Raw genomic sequence first — 21,083 nt, forward strand, 5'->3', positions numbered from 1 at the left:
GCCCACGGCGGCCGCCTGGGCGAGACGCAGTTTGAGTTCGCGCACGTCGTGGCAGCCGACGGCCTTGGCGAAGCGCGTGACGGTCGCGATGCTCACGCCCGCGCGCCGCGCCAGTTCGCCGATACTCGCGCGCGCGGCGCTGGCGAGATCGTCGAGAATCAGCGCGGCGACGTCGCGCTCGGCGGGACGCAGATCCGGCACGCATTGCGCGATGCGCGCGACGATGTCGAAGCGGCCCGGTTCGGCGGCAGAATTCATGGCAGGCAGGACGTAAGCGGACGGAACAGAGGGGAAAGGCGAAAGCGCCGTGTTAGTAAATAACAATTCACGAAGCGATGGTACTTTGTGTACTATCACCGAGTCAACGGCGAACCTGTCTGTACCGTAATATCAGGCGCAATGGAGAATATGGAGCGAACCGAGATGAAAGTTACAAACTATCAGAGTGCGACGATCGACCCGAACAGCAAGGGCCTCGGCAACGTGCCCGGCGCGAGCGTGCCGCTGCAGGACGCGGGCCGTCTCGAATGGAATCTGCTCGCCGAAGACGTGAGCCTGCCAGCCGCCGTTCTGTATGCGGATCGCGTCGAACACAATCTGAAGTGGATGCAGGAGTTCGTCACGCGCTACGGCGTGAAGCTCGCGCCGCACGGCAAGACCACGATGGCGCCGCAACTGTTCCGCCGCCAGCTCGAAACGGGCGCGTGGGGCATCACGCTCGCCACGGCGCATCAGACGCGCGCCGCGTATCGCGGCGGCGTCACGCGCGTGCTGATGGCCAACCAGCTCGTGGGCCGCCGCAACATGGCGATCATCGCCGAACTGCTCAGCGATCCGGAGTTCGAGTTCTACTGTCTCGTCGATTCAGTCGCGGGCGTCGAACAGCTTGGCGAATTCTTCCGCGCCTCGCGCCGCACGCTGAACCTGCTGCTCGAACTCGGCGTGCCGCGCGGGCGCACCGGCGTGCGCGACGCCGACACGCGCCGCGACGTGCTCGACGCCATCGCGCGCTATCCCGATTCGCTGCAACTCGCGGGCGTCGAGATCTACGAAGGCATCCTCAAGGAAGAAAGCGAAGTGCGCACCTTCCTGCGCGACGCGCTCAACGTGACCGAGGAACTCGCCGCCGCGGGCCGCTTCTCGCGCTCGCCCGCGCTGCTCTCGGGCGCGGGTTCGGCGTGGTACGACGTGGTCGCCGAAGAATTCGCGCAGGCCAGCCAGGCGGGCACGATCGACGTGGTGCTGCGCCCCGGCTGCTATCTCACGCACGACGTGGGCGTCTACAAGCAGGCGCAATCGCAGATCCTCACGCGCAATCCGGTCGCGCGCGAAATGGGCGTGGCGCTGCTGCCCGCGCTGCAACTGTGGGCCTATGTGCAGTCGATTCCCGAACCGGGCCGCGCGATCATCGGCTTCGGCAAGCGCGACGCCGCCTTCGACGCGGGCTTTCCGGAAGCCACGCGCCACTATCGTCCGTCACGCGACGGCGAGGTGACGGGCACGCCGCGCGAGATCGCCGCGAGCGAAGGCTGGGAAGTGTTTCAGATGATGGATCAGCACGCGTATCTGCAGATCCCGGCGGGCGCGGATATTCAGGTCGGCGACATGATCGGCTTCGACATCTCGCACCCGTGTCTCACGTTCGACAAGTGGCGTCAGTTGCTGATGGTGGACGGCCAGTATCGCGTGACCGAAGTGATCGAAACGTTCTTCTGATTTTTTCCGCGTCTCGATGTAACAAGGCGGCGGTCGCACAGTGTGCGCCGCCGCCTGAATTTTTTGCGCGGGCGTTAAGCGCGACTCACGCCACATTCACGGCACATTCACGCCACATTCACGCCCCTTCCTGCGCGCCGACCCGCACCGCCGCGACGCCGATCCGCTCCTCCATCATCTTCAACGCGCCCGACAGCGCAGTGAGCGCGTCGTCGGGCAGCGACATCGTCTGGTTCAGAAACGCATTGCGGCGCGGCAAGCCCGCTTCGATCACCTCGCGCCCGGCGGCCGTGAGCTTCACGTTGGTGATGCGGTTGTCGCGTTCATCGGCGCTGCGCGCGATCCAGCCGAGCGCTTCGAGCGGCTTCAGCTGCCGCGTGAGCGCGCCCGGGTCCACGCGCAGACGCTCGACGAGGCGCTTCTGCGACGACTCGCCGTTCTGGTCGTGCAGCGCGAGCAGGATGCGCCAGCGCGGCAGCGGATGCCCCACCTGCGCCTCGAACGCCGACATGAAAGCGCGATAGGTGCGTCCGAACTGCTGAACGATGGCGATGCGGTCCTGAGTTTCCATGCTGAAAAATCCTGCCTGGCGGTTAAAGCGGGGTTGGGCGGTGTTGATAAAAGACGCGGCAAACACCCGCCGTCAGTCCGCGTGAATCACGGGCTCGACCTTGCGCTGAAGCTTGATGAGCGGCACGCGCCGCGTCTGCCATAGCGAGACGAGCGCGACCAGCGCCGCCAGCGCGATGCCCAGATGGATCGCGCCCACCAGCGCCTCGCGCGCGGCTTCGAGCAGCGGCGCGCCATTGTGCCCGGCCTTGGCGAGTTCGCCAATCAGCGCGGTCTGCGCGTCGCGATTCACCAGAATCTGCGGATCGGCGAGTTGCGGCAGCCAGTGCGTCGCCTGATCGGCGGCAAGCGCCTTCTGCACGCCGCTCGCGTAAAGCTGCGTGACCATCGTGCCGGTCAGCGCCGTGCCGATCATCCCGCCGATCATGCGCAGCGACTGCAGCAGCGCCGTCGCGATGCCGAGATGCTCGCGGCCCGCCGTCTGCTGCGCGAACACGGTGAGATTCGGCATCACGAAACCGAGCCCGAGACCGCCGAGGATCATGAACGTCATCAGCAGCGTGCGCGGCATGGAGCGCGTCGCGAGCGCGACCGCGAGACAGGCGATTGCGAGCATCGCGAAACCGATGTAGAGCATCAGGTTCGGATTGCGGATACGCGACACGATGCGCCCGTTCGCAATGCTGCCGATCGTGATGAACACCACCAGCGGCGTGATGACCACGCCCGCTTCGTTCGGCGACATGCCGAAGCCGCCCTGGAACAGCAGCGGCGCGTAGAACAGCAGCGAGAACATCGTGAAGCCGCCGAGCACGGCGAGCGTGAACAGCGCGTTGAGGCTCGCGTTGCGGAACATGTCGACGGGCAGGATCGCCTGCGGGCAGCGCCGCTCCCATCGCCACAGCGCCCACGCCGCCGCCACGGCGAGCGCGAGCAAGCCGAGCGCGCCGAACGTCACGCCATGTTCGGGCAGACGCTCGACGAACAGTTGCAGGCAGCCGAGCGTCACGGCGATCAGCAGCGCGCCAGGCCAGTCGAGTCGCATGCGTCCGGTGTGCGCGACCTGGCGCAGATGCGGCAGGAAACGCCAGACGAAGTACAGCGAAAGCAGGCCGACCGGCAGGTTCACGTAGAACACCGAACGCCAGCCGTAGTACTGCGTGAGAAAGCCGCCGAGCGACGGCCCGACCGCGTTGGCGATGCCGAACGCCGAACTCATCAGCACCTGCCAGCGCAGGCGCACGACCGAATCGGGAAAGAGATCGGGAATGCAGGCGAACGCGGTCCCCACGAGCATGCCGCCGCCGATACCTTGCAGGCCGCGCGCGATCACGAGGAACAACATGCTGTTGGCCGCGCCGCAGAGCACCGAGGCGGCCGTGAAGACGACGATCGACGCGATCACGAAGGGTTTGCGCCCGTAGTAATCGCCGAGCCGGCCAAAAATGGGGACGGTGACAACCGAGGTCAGCAGATAGGACGTGGCGACCCACGCGTAAAGCTCGAAGCCGCGCAGGTCGGCGACGATGGTCGGCAGCGCGGTGCCGACGACGGTCTGATCGAGCGCGACCAGCATGGTCACGAACGAGACGCCGAGCATGGCGAGCAGCGACTCGCGGAACGGCAGCACCTGCCCGCTGGAATGGTGGGCGGCGGTATGAACGGCCATTTTTTGATCCCGCAACGTTTGACGCGTCAAAGATTACGAATCATAGCATGGTGCGATCCTCTACACTGGGCGTCTAATGGAGGGTTTAGCTCGACGGGGCGCACGCTTTTTGCGTGCTGACAGGTGTTTCCGGGCGCGCTCAATCCGTCGCGCCACGCCGCTTTCATCGGGAGAGTTATGGGGCCAAATGCCAATATCGCCGATCTGTCCGACGTCGATCTCGCCGCGCTCAAACGCGCGAAGCATGAACTCGAAACGCCGCCGCTCGGCATGAAGCTGGCCGCCATCGTCGGCGCGCCGGTCGAAAAGCTGATCGGGAAGCTGCCCGCCATCGCCAACGACAAGGTCAACGACGCCACCCAGGCCGCCTTGCGCAAATGCCTGCAGATCGCGCTCAAGACGCTCGGCAAGCAGAGCGAAGGCGCGCTGGCGAGCGTCGGCTTGAATAGCGCGCAAAACGGTGGGGCGGCCGTGTCGAAACCCAGCAACCTGCTGCACAAGTTCGCCGTCGCGACCACCGGCGCGGCGGGCGGCGCGTTCGGCCTGTTCGCGCTGCCGGTCGAATTGCCCGTCACGACCACGCTGATGTTCCGCTCGATCTGCGATATCGCGCGCAGCGAAGGCGAGCCGCTCGCGAGCGCCGACACGCAGCTGCAATGTCTGACCGTATTCGGCATGGGCGGACGCTCCGCCGCCGACGACGAAGCCGACTTCGGCTACTTCATCGTGCGCGGCGCGCTGGCGCAGGCGGTGTCGAAGGCGTCATCGGAAATGGCGACGAAGGGCTTCGCCGCGCATGGTTCGACCGCGCTGCTCAAGCTCATGCAGACGGTCGCCACGCGTTTTTCCGTGCAGGTCAGCGAGCAGGTGGCCGCGAAATCGATTCCGGCCATCGGCGCGGTGCTGGGCGCGATGGTCAACACGGTGTTCATCGACCACTTCCAGAACGTCGCGCACGGTCACTTCACCGTGCGGCGGCTGGAGCGCAAATACGGCGAAGCCGCGATCCACGCGGCCTACGACGCAATCGATCTCGCGATGGAATAAGCGCGCTTCACGCAATCTCCGCGTGCACCCGCGTCACGCGACGGTTTGCGTCGGCAATGCGGCGGCCTTGCGCGCTCGCGCGGTGACATCGGCGGCGCTGACCTGCTTCACGAAACGCGCGGAGGCGTCGAGCGCGCGCCGCGCCTCCGGCATGAACGGCGCGTAGATCGGCCAGATATGCGGCAGATCGCGCCCGATCTCGCACTCGACGCTCACACCCGCGGCGCGCGCGCGCTCGGCGACACGCAAGGTGTCGTCGAGCAGCGTTTCGGTGCTGCCCGCGAGCAGAAAGAGCGGCGGCAAGCCGTGAAAATCGGCATAAAGCGGCGACACATAAGGATGCGTCGCGCGCGTCTCGCCCAGATACATCGACGCGATGCGCGCGAAGACGTCGCCGCAGAACATCGGATCGCGGCCATCGTTTTCGCGGATCGACGCGCCCGTGCACGCCAGATCGGTCCACGGCGAATAGAGCAGCGCGCCGCCCGGGAGCGGATCGCCGGCATCGCGCAAGGCAACCAGCGTGGCGAGCGCGAGTCCGCCGCCTGCCGAATCGCCCGCGATCACGAGCGACGCAGCGGGCGCGCCCTCGTCGAGCAAACGCCGATAGGCGGCCAGTGCATCGTCGAGCGCAGCAGGAAACGGATGCTCGGGCGCGAGGCGATAGTCGAGCGAGAAAACATCGGCATCGGCGCGCGTGGCGAGCCCGAACGTAATCGCGCGATGCGTGCGCGGCGAACAGAAGTAATAGCCGCCGCCATGCAGATAGAGAATCGTGCGCTGCGCCCCGCCCTCGCGCACCAGCCATTCGCCGCGCACGGACGGCGCGTCGGCGCCACCTTGCTCGCGCGCTTCGGGCTGCGCGTAAAGCTGCCAGCCCTTCGGCACCGGCGGCAGCCAGACGCGCTTTTCCGTGAGCGCCCGCGTGCGCGCCACGTCGACCGGTTTGCGCGTCTCAGGCAGGAAACGGCGGCGCAGCGCCCAGCAGATCAGCTTGTTTTGCAGGCTCATCGTGCGGATTCCCGTGCACCGCCTGAACGACTCGTCAATGGGATCATTGGCTCCCTGGAGGTGAACGCTTCAACGCCGCTCAGTTCGCGGGCAACACCTGGCCGCGGATTTCGCCGGACGGATTCTGCTGCGTATGCACGTTGAAGTACCACTGGCCGGCCATCAGATCGGTGACCTGCTTGTCGTTGAGCGTCGCGGAACCCTTGATCGGGCTCGCCAGTTCACCCTTCGGAATCGGCACCTGCACGCCGGCGTTCTGACCGACGGGCGCAGGACCGTGAAAGTGCGCGGCCGTCACCGGCGTCGTCAGGCCTTCGTAGGTGATGGTCCAGTTGAGCGCTTTCGTCGACGTGTCGAAGGTCGCATTGAGCATGCCGTGGCCCTTGCTCACGCGCGGCGGCACTTCACTGGAGGGTTCGAGATCGGCCTTGAGCGCGACGGTGTCGGCGATGGCGGCGCTGGAGGCAAGGACACACAGTGCGAGAGCAAACTGCAGCGGACGAAGCGCTTTCATGGGAGTTCTCCGTTTGTTGTGACGCAGCGCACCAGACCGTTGGCGACGGCTGCGCGCGTGTAGCCACATGCTAGAGCAAATCCGATAACGGCGTCGGATACCGATTGCAGCATGCTGCTTGCAGCAATGGAAGCGGGAAGCCCGATGAAAGCAGCGGGCGAAAAAAAAGAGCGCCGCAAGCGACGCTCTCCAACCCAAGTACGACTTGATTGCCTACCCAACTTGTTGTGCAACGATCCGCGCGATCCGGCCGGGACCCGGATCGCGCGGTTCATGCTTTTTTAGAAGCTTGCCTGGAAACTTGCTTAGAAGCGGTGACGGATACCCGTCGTGATGATCCCCTGGTTCTTCGACGACGAGACACCGCCGTCCGACGTGTAGCCGACTTGCGTCAGGCCCACGGCGTTCTGACCCGAGCCCCACAGGCCAACGCCTTCGAGGTAGATGTCGGTGCGCTTCGAGAGCGCGTAGTCGGCTTGCAGGCCGAACTGATGCCAGTGCACCGAGCGGCTGCCGGTGCCGTTGTCGACGCCGTCGCCGTTCGCGTTCGTGTACGTGTACATCGCGCCGATGCCGAGTACCGGCGTCAGGTTGTAGCGCACGTTGCCTTCGATGTTGTTGAAGCGGATCGACTTGTCCGCAGTGAAGTTGTTCAGACGCGTTTGCGTGAACACCACGCCGCCGACCACCGGGCCGTACGTGTAGTTCGCGCCGGCACCCCAGGTACGCTGACGCTCGTTCGCGCCCAGCGGGTCGCCAGCGACCGCGCCGTTGTCGTTACGGTTCATGCCCTGCGCCTGCAGGTAGCCGGCGCCGACGCGCAGACCGGCGTTCTGGTAGCTTGCGCCCGCGCTGTATGCGCGGTTGTTCGCGAAGCCGCCGGCCTGGTTCGAGAACGCGTACGTGCCGCCGAACTGGAAGCCCGAGTAGTTCGCGCTCGTGTACTTGATCGAGTTGTTCAGCGAGAACGAGCCATTGCCGTTGTCGTTGTCCATGACGTGCGCCATGTACGTGCCGCCCCACGTGCCGACGGCCATCAGCGGGCCGACGTAGTCGATCACCGAGTCGAACTGACGGCCGAACGTGACCGTACCGAGCTGAGCGTGCGAAAGACCGACAAAGGCCTGGCGATTGAACATCTTGCCGCCGACGGCGTTGCTGCCGTTCATCACGTCGAAGCCGCTTTCGAGGTTGAAGACCGTCTTCAGCCCGCCACCCAGATCTTCAACGCCGCGCAGGCCCCAACGGCTTGCCTGGACGTTGCCGCTCGTCAGGGCGAAATTGCGCTCGTTACCGATGTTCGTCGTGTACGTGAAGCCCGCGTCGACGATACCGTACAGCGTGACGCTGCTTTGCGCGTACGACGCCGATGCGAACGTCGCAGCGACTGCCGCTGCGATTACCAGATGCTTTTTCATATGCTTCCTTCGATGCAAAGCCTTTCGGCAAAAGTGGATGTCGCCGCCGGGCAAGGTGCCGGCCTCGCCAGATCCCTCGCGCCGCGAGTGGGGCGCCGTATTGATATGCAACCCGAAGTTTATGGGCGTGCGTTTTAAGGAGGCCATCCCGCCATTGGACAAAAGCATTTTCGAAAATGTCGAATGATTGCGCGTGTTGTCTCTGCAATCGCTTGAGTGGCAATGCGCACGCTTTATCTCTATTCTTCGCGCGTGCGCACCGTGCGAAACACTATCCCGATATAGCGTTGCCGATAGACAACACGCTGCGAGCGCGATGCGCCAAAGATTCAGAGCAGTCTCATTTTCATGGGCCTGTTTCGCTGGGTACTATCCGTCATAGAGGGCGCAAAGTCCCGCGTTCGATTTCCTTTTATTCCACTATTTTTATTCATCGAATGCAAAACGGAATTTAACGCTTTTACCGTTTATCCATTTTTATTTTCCCGCCTCCATTGCGCGACCCACACGCGCTCACGTCGATGCGACCGAAGAACATGAATCAATTGCAGGCAATGCGCGTATTCGTCAGCGTTGCCGAACAGGGCTCGTTCGGCCGCGCGGCCGCGAGTCTCAATCTCTCGAACGCGGTCGTCACGCGCTACGTGGCGCTGCTCGAAGCGCATCTCGATACGCGCCTCATCAACCGCAACACGCGCAGCGTGTCGCTGACCGAAGCTGGCAGCGCGTATTCGCAAGCATGCCGTCATCTGCTCGAAGATCTCGAGCGTGTCGAAACGCAGATCGCGCACGGCGTTTCCGTGCCGTCGGGCACGTTGCGGGTGGTCGCGCACGCGTCGTTCGCGCTGCACGGCCTCACGCCGCTGCTCAAGCAGTACCTCGCCGCGTTTGCGCATGTACGGCTCGCGCTTACGCTGCTGCATCGGCCCGTCGATCTGATCGAAGAAGGTTTCGACGCGGGCATCGTCGCGCCGCGCCAGGTAAGCGGCGGCACGCTGATCCGCCGCCCGCTCGTCACCATCGCGCCGGTCGCGGTGGCGTCGCCCGACTACCTCGGTCGTCATCGCGCGCCCGCGCGTCCCGCCGATCTCGCGCGCCACACGCTGCTCGCGCCGTCCGCCGACATCCACGGCAACGAGTGGCACTTCGCGTCGCCCGGCGGCGCGCGCGAGCCCGTGCTGATCGAACCGGCCTACGCGGTCAACAATTCGTCGATGTTGCGTCAAGCGGCGCTCGCGGGCATGGGCATCACGATCCTGCCCGCCAGCCAGGTCGCCGCCGATCTCGCGCAAGGCGCGCTCGTGCGCGTGCTCGACGGCTACGAGATCCGCGACGCCGACAAGGAACTCTCGCTCGTCTATCCGGGCCGCCGTCACGTGCCCGCCAAGACGCGCTCGTTCGTCGATTTCACCGTCGAGTGGTTCCGGCGGCACGAGTCGCCGCCTCAGACGATTATCGACACTTCGTGTAATAGTTAATTGATCGTTTTTATCTCGATTTTTATCGGCACGCGGACTAAGCTTCCCGATGCGAGAAGTGACTCTTCATCGAAGGGTCTCCAAGCTTGAACGCGGCTTCGGCCGCGTTTTTTTTATGCTGCGCGCGTCCGCGCGTCATTTCGCATTCCTTTCTGGCAGTTCTGTCAGTTTCACGCCATTCGGCTGACAGAAAATACCTAAGCCAATAGCGCCGCCTGCTGCTCGATGTTGTCGAGTAGCGCATGACAGGTGCGAATCAATTCGAAGCCCTCGTCGCGCAACTGCTCCGCTGTGTGACTGTTCATGTGACGGCGATACGTTTCGAGCACCGCGAGCAGCGCCGGATATTGCAGCACGCCCACCGCGCCCGCGAGCCGGTGATGCCAGTCGCGCAGGCCCGCGATATCCACGTCTTCGAGCAGCGGCGGCAGCGCGTCCAGATCGTCGCGCACGGCGCTCACGAACGAGGCGAGCAAAGTCTTCACCGTCGCTTCGCTGCCCCACACCTGAATCATGTGCGCGAGGTCGAGCGGTTCCAGTTCGCGCGTTCCCGCTCCCGCCGAACCCACCGATCGCGACTGAGCGGCCGATACCTGGCAGTCGGCGCTGGTGGCGCAGTCGGCGCAATCTTCGCCCTGCGCGCGATGCGGACAGGAAACGCCGCGCTCCGCCGACGCCTCCGCCGCGCGATGCACGCCCTCCGCGCCGAACCAGCGCGCGAGGTGCTCGCGCAGCGTCGCGACGCGCGTGGGCTTGATGAGGCAATCGTCCATGCCCGCCTCGTAGCACAGGCGCACATTTTCGGGCGCCGTGTTGGCGGTGATGCCGAGAATCGGCAAGCGGGCGGCGGCGCTCGCAGGCTCATCAGCATTCTCCCGCTCGCCTTCGAGTTCGCGCACGCGGCGCGCGAGGTCGTAGCCCGAGACGTTCGGCATATGACAGTCGGTGATGAGGCAGCCGTAACGCTCGCTCGCCAGCGCCTCGAGCGCCTGTGCGCCGTCGTCGACCACATCGCACGCAAAGCCGAGCAGCGCGAGCTGATGACGGATCAATTCCTGGTTGACCGGATGATCTTCGGCCACGAGGATCAGGCGGCCCGCCGCGCGCTCCTTCTCGCGATCGGGCGCGGCGAGACCGCTTTCCGACGCATCGGCCGGGCGCACCGCGACGTTCGGCAGCCCCGACAGCGCCATCGCGCACGCCGCGCTCAGCCCACGCCACGAGAGCGGATTGATACTCACGCGCACGCCGTTCTCCGCCACGCGATAACCGCTCGGCTTGGGATTTTCCGTCAGCCGCAGCAGCGGCACGCCCTGCCCCTCCAGCGCGCCCGCCAGCGCTTCCGACGCGAACACGAGATCGACGCCGCCGCGTTTGACCATCGTGCGCAGCGCTCGCAGCGGCCGCAGCGGCCGCGCGCCGGGCTCCAGACGCGTCATCTCCATGCCGAGCGACGCGCCGAAGTGCATCAGCGCGCCGGCCACGCCGCCATCGTCGCAGACCACCAGCGCGCGCTTGCCGCGCAAGCCGTTCGCCTGCACGGCGAGCGTTTCGACCGGCAGATCGATATGCAGCGCGAGGCGCGTCCCGCGACCCAGTTCGCTCTGCAATTCGAGCGTGCCGTCCATCAGCGCCGCGAGCTTGCGGCAGATCGTGAGGCCCAGACCCGTGCCGCCGAAGCGCCGCGTGGTAGATGTTTCGGCCTGCACGAACGGCTCGAAGAGTTGCGCCTGAGCCTGCGGCGCGATGCCGATGCCGGTGTCGGAAACCGATAGCGTGACGCGCTGGCGCGCGGGCGCGTCGGCGGCGGGCGCGAGATTCTGCGCCGCCACGCCCACGCTCACCTCGCCGTGCGGCGTGAACTTGATCGCATTGCTGAGCAGATTGAAGAGAATCTGACGCAGCCGCCCGCTGTCGCCGCGCAACTGCGCCGCCACGTCGGGCTCGACGTCCACGCGCATGCGCAGGCCCTTCTCGTGCGCGCGCCCGGCGAGCAGCCCGACCGCGTTGTCGACCAGCTCGCGCACGTCGAACGGCTCCGAGTCGATCACGAGCCGCCCCGCCTGGATCTTCGAATAGTCGAGCAGATCGTCGAGGATCTGCAGCAGCGCGCCCGCCGATTCGTGGACCATGCCCACCATCTGATGCTGATCCGGATTCAGCGGCGTGCGTTCGAGCACTTCCACGAGACCGAGCACGCCGTTCATGGGCGTGCGGATCTCGTGGCTCATCATGGCGAGGAAATCGTCCTTGGCGCGCGAGGCCGCCTCGGCGAGATCGCGCGCGCGGGCGAGTTCGTCGGCACGCGCGTGCTCGACGCTCGCATCCACCGCATAGCCGCTCCAGACCACCGCGCCGTCCTCGACGCGGCGCGGCACGAATTCCGCGCGCACCCACAGCGGCGCAGGCGTGCCCTCGAAGCGGAATTCGGTGTTGACCGGCGCGAGCCGCCGCGCCGACCGTTCGAGTTTCGCCGCGAGCCGCGCGCGGTCGCGGCTGTCCACGCGCGACAGATCGAGCGCGTTCGCGCGCATCAGTTCGGCCGCGGAATCGCCGAGCGGCCCTTGCGTGTCGCCCGCGAGATACGGGAATGCGTAGTGTCCATCGGCATGACGACGCAGCTGGAACACGATCACGGGCAGCGAGCCGGTGACGTCCGACAGCAGCCGTTCCGACTCGCGCGCGCGCATTTCGGCACGGCGGATATCGGTGATGTCGATCATCGTGCCGAGGACGCAGAACGGCGCGCCGAGCGCGTCACGGCACAGGCGCGTCCAGAAAATGCCGTGGCGTTTTTCGCGTTCCGCCAAGGCGCCCAGGGCCGCCGCGCCGGACGCGCCCGGCCCCTCGAAGGCCAGTTCGACGCGCTGGCTCTCCCCCGTCTCCAGCGCCTTGCTGTACAGGTCGTCGACGCGCTCGCTGTTCTCCGCGCCCCATGCCGCCACCGCCGCGCCGGTGCGGCCCAGCACCTCGCCGCGCGGCAGCCCGGTCACCTCTTCATACGCACGATTCACCGCGAGATAGCGGTTGTCGAGATCGCGCGCACCGAGCGGGTACGGGATCATCTCCATCATCGTGTCCTGCAGTTCGACCTGTTTCGCGAGCACCTGCTCGGCGCGACGGCGGCGGCGCATCTCGCGCTGCAGCAGCGCGTGGGCGCGCAGCGTGACCAGCAGCACCACGCCGAACACGATCAGCAGCGGCAGCAGACGCAGCGCGTTGACGCTCCAGCCGCCGCCGCGCCCGGTTGCCGCCGCGGTCCAGCGATTGCGGATCTGCTGCTGCTCGAACGGCGACATGGCGTCGAGCGCGCGGTCGATCAGCGCGGCGAGCGGCGCGAGATCGCCACGGACCGCAAAGGCCGTCGACGCGTCGATGCCGGTCGCGCCGAGCACCTTGAGCGTCTCCAGATAACGCGCGCTCAGCGGCCCGTCGAGCGCCGCCGCGTTGCCGATCAGCACATCGGCCTGATTACGCTCGACGAGCGCGAGCCCCGCTTCGAGCGTGGGCGCGCGCACGATCTGCGGCGGCACCGCGCTGCCGAACAGCACGGAAGGCGGCGGCGCGTGCGGGGCCAACACCACGCGGCGTTTCGCGTAATCCTTGAGACTGCGCGACATCGGCTCGTCGCGGCGCCCCACGATCACGAGCGGATAGCGTTCGTAGGCTTGCGTGTAGCGCGTGCCCTCGGACAACACGCCTTCGTCGGTCGCGGCGGCGAGCAGCGCGAAATCGCCGTGCCGGAACCGCTCGTCGACGCCCAGCCAGTTGGCGACCGGCACGCGCACGAAGGTCACGCCGAGCGTGCTGCTCAGGTAATCGAGATAATCGTTGGCCATGCCCGTCGCACCGCCGCGCGCGCCCATCGCGCTGAACGGCAGCCAGTCCGGGTCGAAGCCCACCTTGAGCGGCGGCAATGCGGCCAGCCACGCACGCTCGCGGGCGTCGAGCGTGAACGGCGGCACGCGTTGGGCGCCGGCCGTCTGTGTATCGTTCGCGCCGGCCTGCGGATGAGCGTCGAGCCAGCGCGCCTGCAGCGCCGCAGCAGCGGCCGGACGCACGCCGCCCGCCAGCACGTTCAGTCGATCGCGCAGGGCGATCTTCGAAACCGGCACGCCGAAGCGCAGTTCGCAGACGTCGACCCGCACCTCGAACGCCACGCGCAAACCGGCGTAGTCGTCGAACGAAAGCTGGTAACGCACGACGGGCGCGAATCCCGCGTAGACGTCCGCCGCGCCGTGCGCGACCGCATGGAGCGCCGCGCCGGTTGTCGCAAACGTGACGAGGGTGGCGCGCGGGAAGCGCTCGCGCAGCATCGCCTCGAACACAAAGCCCTTTTCGACGGCGATGCGCGCGTGCGCGAGCCGCGACGCCGTGGTGGCGACCGCCTCATTGCCCGCACGCGTGACGAAAGCGCTTCCGCCGCTCAGATAGGGCACCGTGAACGCGAGACAGCGCTCGCGCTGCGGTACGCGCGCCATGCTCATGACCACGTCGACCTCGCCCGCGCACGCGCCCGCGAGCAAGGCGCTCATGTCCGGATAGACGCGCGGCACGAGTTGCACCGACGGTCCCACGAGCAGCCGCAGATATTCGGCGCTGAGACCGCTGAGCGTATGGGCGCCGAGCACTTCGAGCGGCGGCCAGCCGCCCGCCAGCACGCCGACAACGAGCCGCGAAGGCAGGCTGGCTGTCTGGCTCCCGGCGGCCATGCTGTCCGCGTTCGTGACTTGCTGCGCTCGCGCGGAGGCGGGCGTGGCGAATACTGTCAGCGCGATCGCAAGAGAGAAGGCCAGCGCCAGTTTCACCGCCTGCGCGACGACCTTGCCGATCGCCCCGCCAGGCGCACCGCGTCTCCACACGCATCGTTGCGCGGCGCGAGTGGAAAGGAGCGGCGGAGTCGGCAAGAGAATGGCCTCGCTCAGCTGGGGCTGGGGCCGTTGCGAGCCGCGTCGCGCTGCGCGCCCGAACGGACACGCGCACCGGCACGCAGACGCAGCGCCAGCCGGTGCGCGATGCCCGCCGCGACGCCGCCCAGCATCGGCGCGGCCCAGAACAGCCAGAGCTGATCGAGCGCCCAGTCGCCGGCAAACAGAGCGGGCGCGGTGGAACGCGCTGGATTCATGCCGCCGTTGCTCACCGGAATCGCAATCAGATAGATCGCGGCGAGGCACGCGCCGAGCGCCAATGGCGCGGCCATGCGCCGCTGCGGCGAGCGCGACATCACGAGTTGAAGCAGCACGAACGCGAAAGTCATCACGCATTCGACGACCGCCACCGCGCCGAACGCGTACTCGCAGGGCGAGTGTTCGTCGTAGCCATTGCTGGCGAAATCCGACACCGCGAAGGAAAAGCCCGGCCGGCCACTTGCGACGTAGGCAAGCAACGCGGTGCCGAGGAGCGCGCCGACGGTTTGCGCGGCGATGTACGGCACGACATCCCGCACCCGGAATCGCCCCGACGCCGCAAAGCCGATCGTCACGGCTGGGTTGAAATGCGCACTCGACACCCGCGCCGACGCGAAGCCCGCCACCGCCAGCGCGAGACCGAACGCCATCGCCATTTCGAAGACATTCCAGCCCTGCGCGGGCACGCTGCTGTTGAGCGCGGCGCTCGCGCAGCCGACGAACACGAGCCACGCGGTGCCCGCGCCCTCCACCGCCACACGGTCTACGAGCTTCATGGTGTTGTCTCCTTGTCCTGCTGGCGCGACGCGCGCGTTCCCGCCGGCCGCCCGCGAGGGCGCCGCACGAGTGGCCAGCGATGTCAGGAAGGGGAAATGCCGAAGGGAGAAAGCCAAACCGGCGCTATCCGACAATTCGCGCGTCGAGCTTTAAATTATGGTGAGCGGCGTCCCATCGTCCGATAGGACAACTCCTAAAAATGCGAAGGCGATTCAGTCGCGGTTGCGCGCGAAATCTGACAGAACGTCGGATGGCGAGGCGGAGGACTGGCGTTGCGGAGAGGCTCAGGTGAGACCGATCTGCGTGGCGAATTCGATCAGTTCGCGCTCGGTGGCGAGGCCGAACTTGCGCATCGCGTTGCGCTTCTGCGTGCTGACGGTCTTCACGCTGCGCCCGAGTTGACGCGCGATGGCGTTGATCGGCATGCCGTGCACGTAGAGTCGCAGCACTTCCCACTCGCGCGCGCTCGGAGCGCCGACGCAAGGTTCGCAGCTCGCGCCCGCGCAATCGAGCGCCGCGCGCGTGCAGGCAGACTGAAACGGCTCGCGGACGCGCGCGGCGTCGATCGCGGGCAGCAAGGCGTGCGGCACGTCGCGCTTGTCGACGATCACCTGCAGGCCTTGTTGCAGGAGGCCGCTGAGCATGGGCGCGCTGGAGATCATGGTGAGCACGACGACAGCGGGCGCGCGCGGCGTGCGGACCAGACGCCGCAGCATGGAGAGCGAACTGAATTCGCCGTCCATGCCCGGCATGCAGACGTCGGAGATCACGACGTCGCAGACGTGCGCGTCGAGCTGGCATGCAAGCGAGTGCGTGTCGCTGGCTTCGGCCACCACGTCGATACGCTGCGACGCCCGCAGCAAACCGGCCACGCCGATGCGCACGCACTCGTGATCGTCGGCGACGATCACGCGCACGCGCTCCGTCTGCGCCGCTTGCGTTGCTTGCTCAGCCTGCTCCGCCATTCAGCGGCCCTCGCCCTGCACGACGCCGCATTCGAGCGCGAAGCGGTACAGGTCGATGTCCGTCGTGAGCGCGAGCTTTTTCATGGCCGCGCACTTCTGCGCGCTGATGGTTTTCACGCTGCGCCCGAGCAGCCCCGCGATCTCGGTCACGCCCAGACCCGACGCGTAATGCGTGAGCACCTCGAACTCGCGCCGTGACAGCAGCCGCAGCACCTCCTCGCGGCGCTGCTCGCGCTCGGCCTTCTTCAGCAGTTCGCGCACGACCGGGCCGATGTAGTGCTCGCGCGCCATGGCCGAAGCGATCGCCACGGGAATCAGGTCGATGCGGTCGCGCTTGCTCAACACCGCCTCGACGTTCAGATTGATGGCGCTGCGCAACGCCGCCGCCTCGTCTTCCATGGTCAGCACCACGACGGCTTTATCCGGATAGGTGCGCTGAAAGCGCTGCACCGCGTCGTGGCCTTCCTCGCCGCGCTCGCCGGGCATGTAGAGGTCCAGCACGGCGAGGTCGAAATCGTGCTGCAGCGCCTCCTCGAACAGTTGCGGCACCGATTGCGCGCGCGCCACGACGCGCAGATTGGACAGCGAGGCAAGCAGATTCTCGAGTGCGAACAGCACCAGTGGATGATCGTCCGCGACGATGATCCGCGCGGGCCGCGTCAATTCATGAGTCTCGGGCATGGCAATTTCCGGCGTGCGGCGGGGCCGCTCATAGCAGTCCGTGCGCGCGCACGAAGGCGAACAGTCCGGCGTCGTTGCTGACGCCCAGCTTGGCCATGGCGTCGCGCTTCTGTCGGCTCACCGTCCGCACGTCGCGGTCGAGTTCGCGTGCGATTTCGGTGATGGTGCGGCCGCAGACGAACTGACGGACCACTTCCGACTCGCGCGGCGACAGACGCGGCGCACGCGTTGAACCCACGCGCTCCGCGCCCGCGATGGCGAGGTCGCTCAGAATCGACCGGCTGACGTAACGCAAGCCGTTTCCCGCGCCGCGCACGGCGGCGGTGAGTTCCTCCATCGGCTCGCTCTTTCTGAGCAGCGCCGTCACTCCCGTGTCGAGGACGGCGCGCAGAATGGCCACGTTGGTGATGCTGGTGAGCACGACGATGCGGCATTGCGGCCAGTCGCGGCGCAGGCGACGCACGAGCGGCAAGCCGTCTTCGATCTCGCCCGGCGCGCTGGGCATGGTGAGGTCAGTGACCGCGACGTCGCAGGGAAAGCGTTCGAGCGCGCCGATGAGTTCGCACGGGCTGGCTGCCTCGCCAACGACCTGCACATCGCCTGCGGCTTCGAGCGCGGAACGAACGCCCAATAAAACGAATGGATGATCGTCCGCGAGGACGACGCGTAGCTTCAAGTTGGCTCTCTCTCGATGTGACAGGGAAGGGGCGGCGATGTGCGCGCGGCGGACGCGCCAACTCGCTTCTGTGCCTTGTCTGCGTAGAGCGGTACGCAACAGGGTCTCCCATCTGAACATCGATTAACGATTGCCAGTATCAGAGATTTCCGAATCGTTAAACTTACTTTAAATACGCATCACGTGCCGGTTATTGGAATCAAATAATTCGATATGCGAATTAAATAAAAAACCTCAGAACATACTGTCAGCGAAGGGCTGATACGGCGACAGTCAAGCGGACGCTCGCTGTCTCGCGGCGCGCGAATTACCGCTTCGCTGACGTGCCAGCGGCGTACGTGCAAAGGCCGGCCAGGCCAACGCTCCACAGGCGGCGGCCGCCAGCCAAACGGCAGGCCAGCCGAACGCCGACAACAGGAGAGGAATCGCGGAAGGCACCACCCAGAAGGCGAGAAAGGCGCCGCTGTTGCCCATGGCCAGCGCCGTGCCGGTTCGGCTGTGGCCCGCCTGCGTCGCGAGTTCGGTGTACGCGACGCCGTGCCACGCCGATGCCGCAATGCCGCCCGCCACGAGCAACGCGAACAGTGCCGACAGCGCCGCCGCCGATTGCACGCCCTGCCCCGCGTGTCCCACGAGCGCGGTCGATATCGCCAGCAGTACGAACAATCCGACAGTGATGGCCGCACACGCACGCAGATACGCGTTGCGGTTGCCGTGCCGATCGGTCCATCGTCCGCTCCAGACGCGCATGACCGCCGCGCCGCCCTGCACCGCCGCGAGCGCCGCGCCGATCGCCACGCCGTGCACGTGGCCGAAGTCGTGCAGAAAGACGCTCGCGAACGAGATCACCGCGACTTGCGGCATGCACAGCGCCGCGATGCCGATCACCACGCGCCAAACCGGCGCGCTGCGCAGCGGCGAGACGGCCGCGTCCGATACGGCGTCGGCGCTCGCTGTCGGCGTGACGGGCGGCGCGTCCGGCTCGCGCACCCACAGGATCGTCAGAATGGCGGAAGCAAGACACATCGCCGCCAGCGTGCCGTACATCCACGCGAAGCCCGCATGCTGCGTCAGCAGCGGCATCAGCAACGCGCCGATGCCGGCGCCCGTCGGCACCGCGGTCTGACGGATGCTCATCGCGAGGCCGCGCTCGGCGGGTCCGAACCAGGCCATCACCGCGCGTCCGCTCGAACCGTTGACACTGCCGCCGAGCAAGCCGATGGCGAGAAAGCCCGCTTCGACCAGCGGCAATCCCGGCACGCGCGCCGCGGTCGGCGTGACCCAGACGGCCATGGCGAGCAGCGCCGCCCCCGTCGAAACGAGTCCCGTGAGCAGCACGCGCCGGTCGCCCCAGCGGTCGGTGAGCATGCCCCACGGCAATTCGCTCAGCACGATCCCGAGACCCAGCATGCCGAGCAAAAAGCCGAGTTCGCCCGTGCCGATGCGATAGCCCGAGCGAATCAGCACCGCCGTGGCCGGAATGCCCGCGAATGCCGCCGCGAAACTGGCGTTGGCCACCACGCCGACGCTCAAGACCTTCCATCGATGCGGCGCGCCGCGCCCCTGTGCGTGCTCCATGATGCGCTCCAGAAAGAGGTTGACTGCGCCCATGCTAGAGGCGCACCATCTATCGGAAAAGCGGGAATATCCAAACGATCACATCGGAATTTCCGAAATCTGGAAATCCGGATTCCAGGCCCGATCCGACGTCCGATCCGGCCGATCCACGCACACGTCCTATGAACGCACGCGGTCTCGATTTCGCGCAGTTGCGCACCTTCATCGCCGTCACGGAGGCGGGCAGCGTCTCGGCGGGCGCCGAGCGCGTGTTCCTCTCCCAGTCGTCGGTGAGCGAGCAGTTGAAGAAGCTGGAGGAGCGCCTCGGCCAGCCGCTGTTCGTGCGCGGCAAATACGGCGTCGCGCCCACGCCCGCCGGTGCGAAGCTGCTCGATCACGCGCGCCGCATCGTCGCGATGTGCGATGCCGCGTTCGACGACATGCTCGGGCGCTCGCTCGACGGCGAGGTGCGTATCGCCATCACCGATTACTACCGGCCGCACGACGTCGCCGCGATCATCCGGCGCTTCGCGAGTCAGCATCCGCGCCTGCGTCTGCACGTAACGGTGCTGCCCAGCGCCGTGATCGACGCGAGCGCCGGCGACAACGCCTTCGACATCGGCCTGTCGCTGCGCAGGGTGGAAGGCTCGGGAAAGCGCGGCGCGCAAACTGCGGCGGCTGCGGCGGCGGCGGCGAGCACGGTGATCCGCCGCGAGAAACTGGTGTGGGTCAGCGCGCGCGAAATGCTGCGCGAGCGTGGCGCGCTGACGCCGCCCTGGCCGCTCGTCCTGCTGCCCGTGACGTGCCCGTTGCAGCGTTACGTGGTGAAGCTGCTCGACGAGGCGCGCATGCCGTATCTGATTTCGCATTCGGCATCGGGCGTCGCGGGGCTGCAGCTCGCGTTGAAGGCGGGCCTGGGCATTGCCTGCCTGAACGAGTCGGCGATCGGCGACGGACTGATGGCCTGCCCGGCGTCGTTCGGCTTGCCCGCCTTGCCGTCCGCCGAATTTCACCTGCTGCCGGGGCGTCCCGGCGAAAGCGCGCACGTGACGAACGCGCGCGAGGCACTGGCCGGATTGTTCGGCTAGCGCCTCGTTTTCATTTGCTTCGCGATGCGGACGACCCGCACGCCGATCAGGGCTGCGCGCTCACCAGCTCGGCGAAACGCAGCAGATCGACGTTGCCGCCCGAAATGACGATGCCCACGCGCTTGCCCTGCACGTCCACCTTGCGTTGCAGAACCGCCGCCGCCGCGAGGCAGCCCGTCGGCTCGACGTAGATCTTCATGCGGCTGGCGAAGAACTTCATCGTCTCGACGAGTTCCGCGTCGCTGACCGTCACGATCTCGCTCACGCGCTCGCGGATCACCGCGAACGTGTGGTTGCCCAGATGCTGCGTCTGCGCGCCGTCGGCGATGGTCTTGGGCGTCTCGATGTGGACGATCGCGCCGCCTTGCAGACTGCGCTGGCCGTCGTTGCCCGCTTCCGGTTCGACGCCGATCACCTGGCAATCGGGCGCGAGCGCATGCGCCGCCGTCGCGCAACCCGAGAGCAGGCCGCCGCCGCCGAGCGGCGTGAGCAGCACGTCGAAACCGCCCGCTTCCTCGAACAGTTCCTTCGCCGCCGTGCCCTGTCCCGCCATCACGTGCGGGTGATCGTAGGGCGGAATCAGCGTGAGGCCGCGCTCGGCGGCGAGACGCTGACCGAGCGCTTCGCGGTCTTCGGTATAGCGGTCGTAGAACACGACTTCGCCGCCGTAGCCGCGCGTGGCCGCGACCTTCACGGCGGGCGCGTCGTGCGGCATCACGATCACGGCCTTTACGCCGAGCAGTTGCGCCGAGAGCGCAATCGCCTGCGCGTGATTGCCCGACGAGAACGTGATCACGCCGCCCTTCTTCTGCTCCGGCGTGAACTGCGCGATGGCGTTGTACGCGCCGCGAAACTTGAACGCGCCCATGCGCTGGAAGTTCTCGCACTTGAAGAACAGTTCCGCGCCCGCGAGTTCGTTCGCGGTGCGCGAGGTCATCACGGGCGTGCGGTGCGCGACGCCGCGAATGCGCTCGTGGGCGGCGACGACGTCGTCGAAAGTAATGGGCAG

The 21,083-nt window shown here is 66.7% G+C and carries 16 protein-coding genes and 1 pseudogene; 4 read left to right on the forward strand and 13 right to left on the reverse strand.

Annotation, left to right across the window (positions count from 1 at the left end; all coding sequences use genetic code 11):
- Positions 1-258, reverse strand: a pseudogene (locus tag G3N97_RS24230) (MurR/RpiR family transcriptional regulator); the annotation flags it as partial.
- Positions 259-423: 165 nt separating this feature from the next.
- Between G3N97_RS24230 and G3N97_RS24235 the strand changes: the two are divergent.
- Entirely contained in the window at positions 424-1,716 is a 1,293-nt protein-coding gene (locus tag G3N97_RS24235; protein WP_205995478.1) for an amino acid deaminase, read from the forward strand.
- A 118-nt stretch (positions 1,717-1,834) separates the two neighbouring features.
- On the opposite strand, the gene G3N97_RS24240 is transcribed toward G3N97_RS24235, so the two are convergent.
- Positions 1,835-2,287, reverse strand: a complete 453-nt coding sequence (locus tag G3N97_RS24240) for a MarR family winged helix-turn-helix transcriptional regulator (protein WP_205995479.1) — start codon at positions 2,285-2,287, stop codon at positions 1,835-1,837.
- A 72-nt stretch (positions 2,288-2,359) separates the two neighbouring features.
- Positions 2,360-3,955, reverse strand: a complete 1,596-nt coding sequence (locus G3N97_RS24245; protein ID WP_205995480.1) for an MDR family MFS transporter — start codon at positions 3,953-3,955, stop codon at positions 2,360-2,362.
- Positions 3,956-4,132: 177 nt separating this feature from the next.
- Between G3N97_RS24245 and G3N97_RS24250 the strand changes: the two genes are divergently transcribed.
- Positions 4,133-5,002 carry an EcsC family protein gene (locus G3N97_RS24250; protein WP_205995481.1) on the forward strand — a complete coding sequence of 290 codons (870 nt, stop codon included), beginning with the start codon at positions 4,133-4,135 and terminating at the stop codon, positions 5,000-5,002.
- Positions 5,003-5,035: 33 nt separating this feature from the next.
- Here G3N97_RS24250 and G3N97_RS24255 read toward each other — a convergent pair whose 3' ends face one another.
- The 3 genes from G3N97_RS24255 to G3N97_RS24265 form a co-directional block, all read right to left on the reverse strand.
- The gene (locus tag G3N97_RS24255) at positions 5,036-6,013 is read right to left on the reverse strand and encodes an alpha/beta hydrolase (protein WP_205995482.1); all 978 of its coding nucleotides are present in this window, start codon (positions 6,011-6,013) and stop codon (positions 5,036-5,038) included.
- 79 nt (positions 6,014-6,092) lie between these two features.
- Positions 6,093-6,527, reverse strand: a complete 435-nt coding sequence (locus G3N97_RS24260) for a CHRD domain-containing protein (RefSeq protein ID WP_205995483.1) — start codon at positions 6,525-6,527, stop codon at positions 6,093-6,095.
- A gap of 305 nt (positions 6,528-6,832) precedes the next feature.
- Positions 6,833-7,945: a porin gene (locus G3N97_RS24265; protein ID WP_205995484.1), complete on the reverse strand. Its 1,113-nt coding sequence runs from the start codon at positions 7,943-7,945 to the stop codon at positions 6,833-6,835.
- A gap of 536 nt (positions 7,946-8,481) precedes the next feature.
- Here G3N97_RS24265 and G3N97_RS24270 point away from each other — a divergent pair.
- Complete coding sequence (locus G3N97_RS24270) at positions 8,482-9,423, forward strand: LysR family transcriptional regulator (RefSeq protein ID WP_205995485.1); 942 nt, start codon at positions 8,482-8,484, stop codon at positions 9,421-9,423.
- 197 nt (positions 9,424-9,620) lie between these two features.
- On the opposite strand, the gene G3N97_RS24275 is transcribed toward G3N97_RS24270, so the two are convergent.
- The 6 genes from G3N97_RS24275 to G3N97_RS24300 all read right to left on the reverse strand — a co-directional run bounded on the left by G3N97_RS24275 (position 9,621) and on the right by G3N97_RS24300 (position 19,040).
- Entirely contained in the window at positions 9,621-14,285 is a 4,665-nt protein-coding gene (locus G3N97_RS24275) for a transporter substrate-binding domain-containing protein (RefSeq protein WP_205995486.1), read from the reverse strand.
- Positions 14,286-14,344: 59 nt separating this feature from the next.
- Positions 14,345-15,106, reverse strand: coding sequence for an aquaporin (locus G3N97_RS24280; RefSeq protein WP_205995487.1), 762 nt, complete (start codon positions 15,104-15,106; stop codon positions 14,345-14,347).
- Positions 15,107-15,391: 285 nt separating this feature from the next.
- Entirely contained in the window at positions 15,392-16,072 is a 681-nt protein-coding gene (locus G3N97_RS24285) for a response regulator transcription factor (RefSeq protein WP_205995488.1), read from the reverse strand.
- Positions 16,073-16,753, reverse strand: a complete 681-nt coding sequence (locus G3N97_RS24290) for a response regulator transcription factor (protein WP_183712779.1) — start codon at positions 16,751-16,753, stop codon at positions 16,073-16,075.
- Between the two features lie 28 nt (positions 16,754-16,781).
- Positions 16,782-17,429 (reverse strand): response regulator transcription factor, encoded by a 648-nt coding sequence (locus tag G3N97_RS24295; protein WP_241030803.1) that lies wholly within the window; start codon positions 17,427-17,429, stop codon positions 16,782-16,784.
- 273 nt (positions 17,430-17,702) lie between these two features.
- Positions 17,703-19,040 carry an MFS transporter gene (locus tag G3N97_RS24300; RefSeq protein ID WP_241030804.1) on the reverse strand — a complete coding sequence of 446 codons (1,338 nt, stop codon included), beginning with the start codon at positions 19,038-19,040 and terminating at the stop codon, positions 17,703-17,705.
- A gap of 128 nt (positions 19,041-19,168) precedes the next feature.
- Here G3N97_RS24300 and G3N97_RS24305 point away from each other — a divergent pair, with 128 nt between their 5' ends.
- A complete protein-coding gene (locus tag G3N97_RS24305) occupies positions 19,169-20,074 on the forward strand; it encodes a LysR family transcriptional regulator (protein WP_205995490.1) in 906 nt (301 codons plus the stop codon).
- 46 nt (positions 20,075-20,120) lie between these two features.
- On the opposite strand, the gene G3N97_RS24310 is transcribed toward G3N97_RS24305, so the two are convergent.
- Positions 20,121-21,083 (reverse strand): threo-3-hydroxy-L-aspartate ammonia-lyase (locus G3N97_RS24310; protein ID WP_241030805.1); only part of this gene is annotated, 963 nt, incomplete at its 5' end.

The sequence above is a fragment of the Paraburkholderia sp. Ac-20347 genome (assembly GCF_017104805.1).
GTDB classification, from domain to species: domain Bacteria; phylum Pseudomonadota; class Gammaproteobacteria; order Burkholderiales; family Burkholderiaceae; genus Paraburkholderia; species Paraburkholderia tropica.